Origin of the sequence: Clostridium bowmanii, from assembly GCF_018861315.1 — a bacterium.
Classification (GTDB): Bacteria; Bacillota; Clostridia; order Clostridiales; family Clostridiaceae; genus Clostridium_AD; species Clostridium_AD bowmanii.
Genome location: NZ_JAHLDL010000023.1, coordinates 17624 through 30615, shown reverse-complemented (window position 1 = coordinate 30615; position 12992 = coordinate 17624). Strand labels below are relative to the sequence as shown.

Genomic DNA, 12992 nt, shown 5'->3' with positions numbered 1-12992 from the left:
AATATAGAGTTTAGTTATGGGAACCAAAAAAACACCTTATGAGTAAAACTTAAATATGCATAAAAGAAAATATTAGGGGGAGAGTAGTGAAAAATGAGTAAGATAAAGAGAACTTTAGAAAAGCAAAGGAAATATTTTGATTCTGGAGCCACAAGAAATTTAGATTTTCGTATTGAAAAATTGTGTGCCCTAAAAAAGTCTATTAAAAATAACGAGAAACAAATATTGGAGGCTCTATGGGTTGATTTGCATAAATCTGAGTTTGAAGCCTATGCTACTGAAATTGGAATAATTTTAGAAGAGATAAATTTTGCTATAAAGCATTTAAAGTCTTGGGCAAAAACTAAAAAAGTAAGAACTCCATTAACGCATTTTTTATCTTCAAGTTATATTTATTCAGAGCCTTATGGGGTTAGTTTAATTATTTCACCTTGGAATTATCCGTTCCAACTATTAATATCACCCTTAATTGGGTCCATAGCTGCAGGTAATTGTGCTATGTTAAAACCTTCTGAAAATGCTCCAAAGACTACTGAAGTAATTATAAAAATCATTGAAGAGAGCTTTTCTGAGGAATTCGTTTGTGTGGTTGAAGCATATGGTGGGAAGGAGTCTTCGGAGGCACTTTTGAAAGAGGCATTTAATTACATATTTTTCACGGGTAGTGTACCTGTTGGTAAAATAGTGATGGAGGCTGCATCTAAACATCTTACTCCAGTAACATTAGAACTGGGTGGAAAAAGCCCCTGCATTGTGGATAAAGACACTGATATAAAGCTAGCAGCAAAAAGAATAGCTTGGGGAAAATTTATAAATGCAGGACAAACTTGTGTTGCACCAGATTATATATTAGTACACAAAAGTGTTAAAGAAAAACTTATAACCGAAATGGCGGAGTGCATTGTGGAGTTTTTTGGTGAAAATCCAGAAAAGAGCAATGATTTTCCAAGGATTATAAATAAAAGACAGTTTGATAGGCTTATAGGATTATTAGGTGGCGGTAAAATTGTAACTGGGGGGGAATATAATAGGGCGGAAAAATATATTGCACCAACTATTATTGATAATATAACTTGGAATGATCCTATTATGCTAGATGAGATATTTGGACCTATTCTGCCAATTTTAGAATTTGATGATTTAGGGCAGGTTATAGAAATGGTTAATTCAAGGCCTAAACCTCTAGCATTATATCTCTTCTCTAATAATAAAAAGCACCAAGAGAGGATTATAGATAGAATTTCTTATGGTGGAGGATGCATAAATGATACAATTATGCATGTAGCATCGCCATATTTACCTTTCGGCGGAGTAGGTGCTAGTGGTATGAATGCTTATCATGGAAAAGGAAGCTATGATGTTTTTTCACATAAAAAAAGTGTTACCAAAAAAAGCAATCTATTAGATGTTAAAATAAGATATGCACCATATAGTGGTAAGATTAAACTATTAAAGAAACTTATGAAATAGCATAAAATAATAAGCCCTGCATTTTGCAAGGCTTATCATTTTATTTAATTTTATCTAATATCTTTCTAAATTCTTCTATAGGTTGTGCACCAACTACTGAGTATTTATCATTTATTATAAAAGTAGGAGTGCTATTAATATCCATACTATGTGCATCATTAGCGCTATTATTTAAAATAGTTTCATAGTTCCTGTTTTTAACAGCATCAATAAGTTCTTCTTTATTTAGGCCTAAATTTTTGCCTAAGTCGGAAAGCACATCTAAATCACCGATATCTTTTAAATCTCTAAAGTAAGCATCCATTAATGAAGAATGATACTCTTTTAACTTTTCGTGGGACCTAGCAAATTCTGCAGCCTCTAAAGCATTATGGGAGTTAGGCATTCTTTCTAATTTTCCAAAGTTAATTCCATAAAGAGAGCCCGAGTGATTAAGGTTTTTTAGCATACTATCTAAATTAGATTTGCTAAATTTTTCGTTAAGGCTTACACCGCTGGAAGGAGTTTCGGGGTGTATTTCTAGTCCTAACCATTCCACATCCAGGTCGTATTCACTTTCTAGCTTTTCGACAATACCTTTGCCGACATAACAGAAGGGTCAAATATAGTCGGAGAAAATTTTAATTTTTATACTCATAATAATACCTCCAAATTTTTTATAATATAAATGTACACATTAATTACTATTATTTATTTATTTATTTATATTATAGTTGTATCAATAACTATTTTCAAGTAATAAAAATTATTTTTGCGTATATAATTTGTTGGTAAGATAAGAAGATGAGAATTAAGAAATATTAAAATGAATATGATATAATATTGTAATAAAATAATTATATTGAATCTTTTATCGGAGGCACCTATGATTTATGAAAAAAGTAACCTAAAAGTAATTAGTGATTTTGAAGTAAGGCAAATACAAAAGAATGAGTATGACCTTGATTTAATAATTCCAATAAATTTTAGCTGCGTAAATCTGTATTTATGCAATCCTCCTAAATATATGGTGTCTAGAGTGCAATTTCCGTCAGTTAAAAGCATACTTATTAGATTTTGTACTATAGAAGATAATAATATATGTACGGTACACTTTTTAAATGACAGTGGGATTCATTCTACTATGGCAAACTTTGAAATGGATTATAAAGAAACATACATAGAAGTAAGAGCAAGAGAGTTTTTTGTAGATATGAAAGTCAGTGGGAAAGAAAGCTCTCCTTCTAAGAAATTTACCATAAGGTAATTACATATGAAAGGCAAAGCCTTTATATTATTATTGCTAGAAAGGAAGTGAATATTTAGTGAGCTTAGGGTACTTAACCTCTCTCACTAAAAAGAATTTATGCATATAATAGAATATACTTCTGATGATTTTAAAAAATATAGTAAAATAATCAATACAGTAATTATTCCAATAGGATCAGTGGAAGCACATGGACATCATTTGCCCTTAGGTACAGATATTTATTCGCCAAGACTATTTTGTGAAAAGATAAATCAGAGTATGGGTGAGGTAATATGGGTTGCTCCAGAAATTCCATATGGTCAGAGCTATGCGGCACAGGTATAATATATAATCCACATGAAATAGAAATTAATATATAGTAGGAGGATATTCATGGGGGCGAAGGCAAAAATACTAATACTAGGAACCTACAATTTTGAAAATTTTGGACAGCATTTAATTAATCTTGAAGTAGGAGATATTACCGTTGATAAAAAGCAAGATGAGATTAAAGAAGTTGTACAAAAGCTATCTCAATTTAAGCCAAATAAAATTGCAGTGGAATTAAATAATGGGAAAGAAAAGGAGCTAAATGAGGTTTATTCAAGGTATTGCCAAAATAATTCTTATTTGTATAATGAAACAATAAGTTATAGGAGTGAAATCGTTCAATTAGGATTTAGGCTGGGACAAATGTTTAATCATAGTAAAATTTATCCTATAGATTATCCAGTAGATTTACCAGAGGAGTTATTTGAATATGTTGAAAAGAATTTACCACAGCTTTATGAGAAGTTTATGAGGATAATAAAGGAATATGGGATAAGGGAAAAGGAATTTATAAAAAATAATACTGTTAGAGAAATTCTAAGACATCTTAATGATCCCAAGCGAATTTTAAATGAGCATAGTAATTTATATTTACATTTGGCTCAAGTAAGGTCAATAGATACTTATTATGGGGTAGACATGCTTACCCAGTGGTATAGAAGAAATTTATATATTTTAGGAAACCTACAAAGTATAGCGGAATCTGGAGATAGAATATTGGTTATTTATGGAGCTGGCCATTGCAAAGTACTTCAAAATCTTGTGCGAGACTATAATAAATTTGAACTAGTAGATATTTTAAAGTATTTGTAAGTAAAAAAACAGCAAGTTTTCCTAAAGGGTAAGCTTGCTGTTTCTATAATTTCAATAATTAGAAGTATTGGCTTTATCTTAATTGTTAATCATTAGATCTCAATTGTAAGCGCCCTTAAGCCCCTTCATTCAAAAATTTATATTGAGACATATAGAGATCGTAATATAATCCTTTTAAATTTATAAGTTGAGCATGAGTTCCACCCTCTACTATTCTTCCATCATCTATAACCATTATCTTATCACAATCTCTTACAGTTGATAGTCTGTGTGCTATAACAAAGGAAGTCCTATTAAATAGGAGTTTTTTAATGCCCTTTTGTACAAGCCTTTCTGTGGTGGTATCAATATTTGAAGTAGCTTCATCTAGTATTAATATTCTTGGGTTAGCAAGGAGTGCGCGAGCGAATGATATAAGCTGCCTTTGACCAACAGAAAGTCTAGATCCCCTTTCATTTACATCCGTAGCATAACCATTATCTAACTTCATGATAAAAGAATCTGCGTTAACTGCAACAGCGCAGGCTATTACTTCCGCATCTGTGGCATCTAATTTTCCATAACGAATATTTTCCATAATAGTAGTAGAGAAGAGAAAAGTATCTTGTAGCATTATTCCCATTTGACTTCGGAGAGATTCAATATCAACATGAGACACATTTTTACCGTCTACTAAAACCTCTCCACTGTCAGCATCGTAAAATCTACTAATTAAGTTTATTATTGTAGTTTTACCAGCCCCGGTAGGTCCTACTAAAGCTATAGTTTCTCCAGCTTTTATTTTAAAGCTTACATTATTTAATACAGAAACATCATTATCATAGCTGAAAACTACATTTTTGAATTCAACATCGCCTTTTATTTTAGGCATTTTTATAGCCTTATCAATAGTTATGATATCTGGCTTGATATCTAGTATTTCAAAGATTCTTTCCGCAGAAGAAAAGTTTGTTATTAACGTATTGTAAAAATTACTGATATTCATAATAGGTCTCCAAAACATTGAAATATATGCAGTAAAGGCAACCAGTTCACCAATAGTTAAGGCTTTTGATTTTATAAGAGGCACACTATACCAGTATACGAGTAGACTTCCAACCCCCCAAGATAATTCCACCATGGGCCAAAATAAATCATTTAACCTAACAGCCTTCAGAAAGGAATTCATCATATCGCTAACATAGTTTACAAAGGTTTTAGAGGTTTTGTCTTCAGTGGCAAAAGATTGAACTATTCTTATGCCAGAGAAATCTTCATGAGTAAAGGCATTAAGATTAGACCGTTTGGCTCTATATATTTGCCAACGCTTTCTAGAAAATATCTCTATAGAAAAAAGGCAAATAACTAGCACTGGTAGGAATGAGATTGAAATTAGAGCTAATTTAATATTCATAGAAAACATAATAATTGTTACAAACACAAGAGTCAAGATTTCAGGGATAAAGCTAGTTACACTATTATCAAATAGATCTTGCAGAGAACTTACGTCTCCAATAACTCTTGCAAGTATTTTTCCAACGGGTCTGTTATCAAAAAAGGTAAAGGATAGTTTCTGAATATGAGTATACAATTCTTGCCTTATATTCAGTAGTGCAGAGTTAGTAACCGACGCCATAATATTAATTCTTATTCGAGAGGCAATGAGGGATATTACATTGAAAACTAACATAAATCCAGCAATTTGTGCAAGGCCTCGTATATTAGAGGTCCCTATATATTTGTCTATGGCAAGCTTTAAAATATAAGGGTTTAGTAGAGAACATACCATGACGAGTATCATAAGCAGAATAACTAAAACGACTTTTAATTTAAAAGGTTTTAGATAACTAAATATCCTTATCATTAATTTTCCCTTTGAAGTTTCTTCAAACTGTTCATCTTGCTGTGTTGAATTTCTAGCCATTATACTACCACCCCTTCTAGGTCAATAAAGTCTTTAAATTGTTGATTGTACACATCATAGTACTTTCCTCTCGTTTCAAGGAGAGTCTGGTGATTTCCTATTTCCGCCACATGACCATCCTCAAGGAATAGAATCATATCAGCATTTTTGACTGCAGATATTCTATGTGCAATTATAAAAGTAGTTTGTTTGTTATTTCTATTGTGAAGATTCTTAAGAAGATTGTATTCAGTATCCATATCTAGGGCTGAAGTGGCATCATCTAGTATTAGGATGCTAGAGTCTTTAACTAGCGCTCTTGCAATAGAAAGTCTTTGTTTTTGACCGCCGGAAAGCCCTAGTCCTCTTTCTCCGATAATTGTTTCATAGCCATCGGGTAGACTGCCTAGAAATTCCTCCACGCAGGCATCCGTGCAAGCTTTTTTTATTTGTATAGGTGAGGCTTCAAGGTTTCCAAAACGAATATTTTCATAAATACTCTCTGAAAACAAGAAGGTATCTTGATGGACTACAGCCATTTTACTTCTCAAATCATGGAGGCATATATCACGAACATCATTGCCATCTACAGTAATGCAGCCTTTGGAAATATCATAATATCTGCCTATAAGATTTACAAGAGAGCTTTTGCCAGAACCTGTTGTGCCCATTATTGCCACAGTGCTTCCGGCAGGTATCTCTAAATTTATATTTTCCAATATATAATTTTCATTATATTTAAAAGACACATTTTCAAATTTTATGGTGCCTTTAATTAAAGGCATACGTAAGGCATCATCTTTATCTTTAATTTCCGGTTTAACATCCATTATATCAAAGATTTTTTTAGCAGAAGTATTTGCTTGAGTTATAATATTTGTAAGCCAACCTATCATTCTCATAGGCCAAATTAGCATCCACACATATTGGCTAAAAGCAACCAATTCACCAATAGATAGGCTTTTCCCAATTACTAGCACTCCACCAACACATACTACGGCCAGAACCGATATGTTACATAAGAACTCTATCATAGGGAAATGTTTACTCCATATCTTAGTTTGTTTCATATTTAGATCATAATTTGTTCTGTTGTGGTTTAAAAACTTTAAGGTCTCATGTCTCTCTCTAGCAAAAGCTTTTACAAGCCTTACACCAGCAATGTTTTCTTGAGCTGTGGTGTTTAAAACTGCATTATGATCACTTATGTCGCCATAAGCCTGCCCAACTTCTTTCTCAAGCTTCATTGCTATATAGCCAATAAGAGGCATAGTTATAAGAGTTACCAGTGCAAGTTTCCAGTTCATACGAAATATAAGTACAGAGGCAGCTAGAAAATAAATTACCTGCTCTATAGCAAGGCCTATTCCAAAAGCAATGGACCTCCATACATTATCTACGTCAGAACCCATTCTTGACATAAGTTCACCAGTGTTCATGCTGTCAAAATATTCAAATGGTAAACTTTGAATATGATCAAATAGTTCTGTCTTTAAATCTATGCTTACTTTAGAGGATAAATAGTCTAAGCTGTATTCTCTAATATATCCAAGTATTGAACGAGTGAGAGTAATTCCAGCAAGGGATATTAACACAAAGTTTAGAAGATTATATTCACTATTTCGTAGAACTTTATCAATCATAATTTTTACTAAATAAGGATTAAACATGTCAAGTGCTATGCTAACTAACATTGCAATAGTAGCTATAATAATAAAGAATTTGTATTTTGTAACATATTTTAAAATTCGTTTCATAAAAATGTCGCCTCCTTTAAATGGTCAGTTTTGATTAGTATATTTTCAGAAATAGAAATTACTCTATTTCTGAAAATATTTAAGGCATTTATATAATATATAAATCATAATTATCAGTGGCACAATGCTACAAGATTAGACACGTTTATTTAATATCATAAAATAATATAAGGCATTGTTATGGCAATTATTGCTTAAATATAATGGCTTTCGCCGATAACGACTGTGTAGAACTCTACTTTTAAAGAATGTAAACCCCATAGTGATTCCTCCTAAAATAGATTTTGATTTTGTTAAACCTTTTGATGTGTACAATGTAATTCCTCCCTTTATTTGTTTTTGATATTTATAATTAATCACTTATGTGATTAGTTAACATAAAAAAGCCATGGAGATATCCATGACTTAAAAAATCATTAATCTTATGCTGCATCAATATGCAAACATAATAAATTAATTCATATAAAAAGGTCATGGGCGAGTAGCCCATGACCAATGTTTATAATTTCATAAAATACTTTAATAAAGATAAACAATTATGAAAAGATAATTTTCATTAAGGTAGAGCTATCATATATAATTTTAGACATAAAAATATTGCTGAATGTAATACAATTAGATGTAACGTTGGCATTAGCATACATTTTTTTATTTATCATGATGACTACCTCCTTTTCAAATTTAAAATTATTAACAGTTTTTTCATTTGGTTACTTTTTAAGAATACTTTATTTGACAATGTATGTCAATACTAAATTTGGAAAAAAATAAATTTTATTATTTTAAGTACATTTCCCCTATCTTAAATACATCTCCTGCGCCCATTGTAAGAAGCAAATCTCCCTCTTTTAAATTGTTCTTTAGATATTGAACAATTTCAGCGAAGTTATGAAGATTTATGCAATTTACATTCTTCTCTCTTATTCTATCGCCGAGCATATCGGAATTTATTACCCCTGTATCTTTTTCTCTAGCTGCATAAATATCTGCGAGGATTAAATTGTCTATGTCATAAAAAGAATTTGAAAAATCTTCAAATAAGCTTATGGTTCTTGAATAAGTATGTGGTTGAAAAACACAATAAATTTTATTGTGAGGATAATTTTTTGCAGCACTTAAAGCTGCTTTAATTTCTGTAGGATGATGAGCATAATCGTCAATAACAGTAACACCATCTTTAGTTCCCTTTAGTTCGAATCTTCTATGGGTACCCCTAAAACTAGAAAGCCCAGAAATAATTGAGGCTTTAGAAAAATTAAGGCACAGGGAAGCTCCTATACTTGCAAGAGCATTTAAAACATTATGAAGGCCGGGTACATTAAGCTTTATTTGGAATAGTAGAAGTCCTTCTTTATACACATCAAAGGTACCACAACCTGACTCGTTATAGCTAATATTTTTAGCTTGAAGTATTCCTTCATTAAGACCATAAGTAATTATATTACATTTGTATTCATAGTTGTGGAGAATAGTTTTAACATTTTCATCCTCAATACATGTAATTAAATAGCCTTCCTTAGGGATAAGATCAATAAATTTCTTGAAGGTATCTTTAATGTGGTTTATGTCTCTATAGTAATCTAGGTGATCTGCATCTATATTTGTTATTGCCCCTATATAGGGAAAGAATTTTAAGAATGAGGCCTTATATTCACAGGCTTCAGTAATAAAATAATCACTATTTCCAGCTAGAACATTACCGCTTATAGCATCCAGTTCTCCACCTACCAATATGGTAGGGTCTACATCTTCATTTAAAATTATGTGAGCAATCATGGAAGTTGTGGTAGTTTTACCATGGGTTCCAGCTACAGCTACATTATATTTATGTCCTTTCATAATTTGACCTAAAAATTCAGCTCTATCCATTAAAGGTAGATTTAACTCCACAGCCTTAATATATTCAGGATTTTCAGGAGAAATAGCAGCAGTGTAAACAACTAAATCTGCATCACCTATGTTATCACCATTATGGCCTATATAAATTTCAGCACCACTTTTACTAAGTTTATCTGTTATATGTGATGACTGCATGTCTGACCCAGAAACCTTATAATTGTTTTTTATAAGTATTTCAGCAAGGCCACTCATGCTTATACCGCCGATTCCTATAAAATGAATCTTCTTGTTTTTATCTTTTATAAAATCAAAAGACATTATATCAACTCCTTAAAAATTATTACACCTATTTAGGATATGCAGAATACATAGTATTGATTATAACAAAGTAATCAATATAAGGCACACTAAAATAAATATTAAATCAGTATGAAAGTCTTTTTCAGTGGCTTAAGACCTTCTTTTAATTATATACAACATCATATAAAAACAACACACAAAACGAATAATATTTTTAAAACGCACACAATATGAGATTATAAATTGTAAAAAATAAAAATAATCAATAAAATATTGATTATGAATAAACAGTTTATATGAAATAACCACAATGTTTTGAAATTAGTTCGATAAGCATTGTAATAGTGGCAAAAAAGATTTACAATAAAATTACGAATGATAATTAAAATTTAATCGATAAAATTCGCAAAATAAAGATATGGGTGATATATAGTGAATAAATATAGTAGAAATCAAAGAGTTACAGGTATTACTAAAATATTAACGGAAAATCCTAACAAGATAATAAATTTAAAAAACTTTACAGAGTTATTTAATGCAGCTAAATCTACAATTAGCGAAGATATTGTTATTGTTCGCGAAACTTTGAGCATGCTATCTATGGGAAAAATAGAAACAGTTGCAGGCGCAGCTGGTGGGGTAAGGTATATTTGTGGAGTCTCAAGGCCTGAAAGTAGAATATTTGCTGAGGAACTATGTGAAGTTTTAAGCCATAAGGATAGAGTAATACCAGGGAATTTTATATATATGACTGATATTATGTATAATCCAGAAATTGTGCATAAAGCAGGAGTAATTCTTGCATCTGCTTTTAATGAGTTACACATTGATTATGTTGTAACTGTAGAGACTAAAGGAATACCACTAGCCTTCGAAGTGGCAAAGATGCTGGGGGTTCAATTAGTTATTGTAAGGCGTGATCCTAAGGTTACTGAAGGAAGTACTGTTAGTATCAACTATGTGTCCGGTTCTAGCAATAGAATTCAAACTATGTCCCTTACAAGAAACTCTATAAAGAAAGGAAGTAAATGTATTTTTATAGATGATTTTATGAAAGCTGGAGGCACTGCAAGAGGCATAATTAATTTGCTTAAAGAGTTTGAAAGTGAACTTTTAGGAATTGGAGTTTTCATGGATAATGTTGAAAGTGGGCATAAATTAATTGAGGAGTACATATCGATTATTCAATTTAAGGGAATAAGTATAGAAGGTAAATCTGAGCTAACTCCATCAAAATTCTTCGAAAAAGCATAATATTCAAAAGATTTAATATTTTTTTACAATTTAAGAAGGAAAAACCTAAGTTATAGAGAAATAGTATAATTATAACGCAATATAAAGCAACTTGGAGGTGGAGTGTATGGAAATTACAGATGTTAGAATTAGAAAAATAGCTACAGAGGGTAAAATGAAAGCGATTGTATCAATAACTTTTGACAATGAATTTGTTGTTCATGATATTAAGGTTATAGAAGGACAAAGCGGACTTTTTATTGCTATGCCGAGTAGGAAAACTCCGGATGGAGAATTCAAGGATATAGCTCACCCAATAAATACTGGAACAAGAGAGAAGATTCAGACAGCTATTTTGGAAGAGTATGAGAAAGTAAAAAGTGAAGAGCCTGTAGTAAAGGCGGTAGAAAAAGTAGAAGAAAAGGTAGAAGAAAATTTAGAAAAATAAAAAGGGTGAAAACCCTTTTTGTTTTTTTGAAAGAAAGTATATAAAAAGTGAGAAGTCTGGTTGCAATTAAATATAATATAAAATATACTATAAGAAGTGTTTTAATTGAATATAATATAAGATATAATGTTTGTATGTGTCGAATTTTTGTATAAAGAGGTGTTTTATTTGTATAAATGCGCTATAATATTAGCTGCTGGTGAAGGGAAAAGAATGAACTCTAATACTCCTAAGGTTCTGCATAAAGTTTGTGGTAAAGAAATGATAAACCATGTTATTGACACTATGAGAAGTGCTGATATTGAAATGGTTGATGTGGTAATTGGAAGAGGAGCTTCGACGGTTAAAGAAGCAACAGAAAGTAGAAAAGTTAATTACTCCCTTCAAAAAGATCAGTTAGGGACAGGACATGCAGTAATGTGTACAAAAGAATTCTTAGAGGGTAATGATGGCATCGTAGCAATATTTGTTGGAGATGGTCCGCTGATTACTGAAAATACCGTTAGGGAAATGTTACAATATCATCAAAAAGGGGAGTTTAAAGCTACCATATTAACTTCAAAGATGGATGACCCTGCAAAATATGGAAGAGTAATTAGAAATGAAAACAATGAGGTTGAAAAAATAGTTGAGTTTAAAGATTGTACAGAGGAAGAATTATTAGTTAAAGAAATAAATTCAGGAATGTACTGCTTTAATATAAAAGAATTACTTAATAGTTTAGATAGATTAAATAATAATAATGCACAAGAGGAATACTATTTAACAGATGTTATTGGTATTTTGAAAAGTGGAGGGTTTAAGGTTGGAGCTTTTGATGTACCAGTGGAAGAAATTACTGCTGTTAATTCTAAAGTTGAGCTTGCAGATGCAGAATTAATTATGAAAATAAGAATTAATAGAAAACACATGGAAAATGGAGTTACGATAATGGATCCTAATAACACTTATATTGACTTAGAAGTGGAAATAGGAAAAGATACTATTATATATCCAGGCAATATACTACAAGGTACCACAATTATTAAAGAAAACTGTGTTCTTTATCAGAATAATAGAATCGTTGATAGTACTATTGAAAATGGAGTTTCAGTTCAGAGTTCTGTAATAATTGAAAGTAAGGTAGGCGAATGTACCACAGTTGGTCCATATGCGTATATTAGACCAGAAAGTAATATCGGGAAACATGCTAGAATAGGAGATTTTGTTGAAATTAAAAAATCAATTATTGGAGATAATACAAAGGTATCCCATCTTACCTATATAGGTGATGCAGAGGTTGGAAGTGGCTGTAATTTTGGTTGCGGAACTGTAGTTGTAAATTATAATGGAATATCAAAATTTAAAACGATAATAGGCAATAATGCATTTATAGGATGTAATACTAACTTAGTATCACCTGTAAAAGTTAATGATAATACATACATTGCAGCTGGATCTACAATCACAAATGAAGTTCCTGAGAATGCTTTGGCCATAGCTAGAGCAAGGCAGAGAAACATTGAGAATTGGGTAGTGAAAAAAGGACATAATAAATAAGGCATAAAGTACAATATCTAATAAGTAAAATATAAAGGGAGGTGGAAAACTGATTTTTGTAGTAAAATCGATATTTATATACTGCTAAATGCACATAAAATGTAAATTAGTGGTTAAATATTATGATACTACCATTCTATTTAGTGTATGGAA

General features: G+C 31.2%; 10 protein-coding genes and 1 pseudogene. 7 read left to right on the top strand and 4 right to left on the bottom strand.

Annotated elements, in window-relative coordinates; genetic code table 11:
* Positions 1 to 93 precede the first annotated feature (93 nt).
* Positions 94 to 1470 carry an aldehyde dehydrogenase gene (locus KPL51_RS15285; RefSeq protein WP_216163278.1) on the top strand — a complete coding sequence of 459 codons (1377 nt, stop codon included), beginning with the start codon at positions 94 to 96 and terminating at the stop codon, positions 1468 to 1470.
* A gap of 40 nt (positions 1471 to 1510) precedes the next feature.
* On the opposite strand, the pseudogene KPL51_RS15280 reads toward KPL51_RS15285, so the two are convergent.
* Positions 1511 to 2056 (bottom strand): annotated as a pseudogene (locus tag KPL51_RS15280) (DsbA family oxidoreductase); the annotation flags it as partial.
* Positions 2057 to 2335: 279 nt separating this feature from the next.
* On the opposite strand from KPL51_RS15280, the gene KPL51_RS15275 reads away from it, so the two are divergent.
* From KPL51_RS15275 to KPL51_RS15265, 3 genes are all read left to right on the top strand, one after another.
* Positions 2336 to 2716, top strand: coding sequence for a hypothetical protein (locus KPL51_RS15275; RefSeq protein WP_216163276.1), 381 nt, complete (start codon positions 2336 to 2338; stop codon positions 2714 to 2716).
* A gap of 99 nt (positions 2717 to 2815) precedes the next feature.
* The gene (locus KPL51_RS15270) at positions 2816 to 3043 is read left to right on the top strand and encodes a creatininase family protein (RefSeq protein WP_216163274.1); all 228 of its coding nucleotides are present in this window, start codon (positions 2816 to 2818) and stop codon (positions 3041 to 3043) included.
* Positions 3044 to 3091: 48 nt separating this feature from the next.
* Positions 3092 to 3841: a DUF5694 domain-containing protein gene (locus KPL51_RS15265; RefSeq protein WP_216163272.1), complete on the top strand. Its 750-nt coding sequence runs from the start codon at positions 3092 to 3094 to the stop codon at positions 3839 to 3841.
* Positions 3842 to 3956: 115 nt separating this feature from the next.
* On the opposite strand, the gene KPL51_RS15260 is transcribed toward KPL51_RS15265, so the two are convergent.
* The 3 genes from KPL51_RS15260 to murC all read right to left on the bottom strand — a co-directional run bounded on the left by KPL51_RS15260 (position 3957) and on the right by murC (position 9637).
* On the bottom strand, positions 3957 to 5744 hold the full coding sequence (locus tag KPL51_RS15260) for an ABC transporter ATP-binding protein (RefSeq protein WP_216163270.1): 1788 nt from the start codon (positions 5742 to 5744) through the stop codon (positions 3957 to 3959).
* Positions 5744 to 7480 carry an ABC transporter ATP-binding protein gene (locus tag KPL51_RS15255; RefSeq protein ID WP_216163268.1) on the bottom strand — a complete coding sequence of 579 codons (1737 nt, stop codon included), beginning with the start codon at positions 7478 to 7480 and terminating at the stop codon, positions 5744 to 5746. The genes KPL51_RS15260 and KPL51_RS15255 overlap by 1 nt, the downstream gene beginning before the upstream one ends.
* A 777-nt stretch (positions 7481 to 8257) precedes the next feature.
* On the bottom strand, positions 8258 to 9637 hold the full coding sequence (gene murC / locus KPL51_RS15250; protein WP_216163266.1) for a UDP-N-acetylmuramate--L-alanine ligase: 1380 nt from the start codon (positions 9635 to 9637) through the stop codon (positions 8258 to 8260).
* Positions 9638 to 10051: 414 nt separating this feature from the next.
* Here murC and purR point away from each other — a divergent pair, with 414 nt between their 5' ends.
* The 3 genes from purR to glmU all read left to right on the top strand — a co-directional run bounded on the left by purR (position 10052) and on the right by glmU (position 12839).
* Entirely contained in the window at positions 10052 to 10873 is an 822-nt protein-coding gene (gene purR, locus KPL51_RS15245; RefSeq protein ID WP_216163264.1) for a pur operon repressor, read from the top strand.
* Between the two features lie 106 nt (positions 10874 to 10979).
* Positions 10980 to 11300: a septation regulator SpoVG gene (gene spoVG / locus KPL51_RS15240; protein WP_216163262.1), complete on the top strand. Its 321-nt coding sequence runs from the start codon at positions 10980 to 10982 to the stop codon at positions 11298 to 11300.
* A gap of 168 nt (positions 11301 to 11468) precedes the next feature.
* Positions 11469 to 12839, top strand: coding sequence for a bifunctional UDP-N-acetylglucosamine diphosphorylase/glucosamine-1-phosphate N-acetyltransferase GlmU (gene glmU / locus KPL51_RS15235; protein ID WP_216163260.1), 1371 nt, complete (start codon positions 11469 to 11471; stop codon positions 12837 to 12839).
* Positions 12840 to 12992 lie beyond the last annotated feature (153 nt).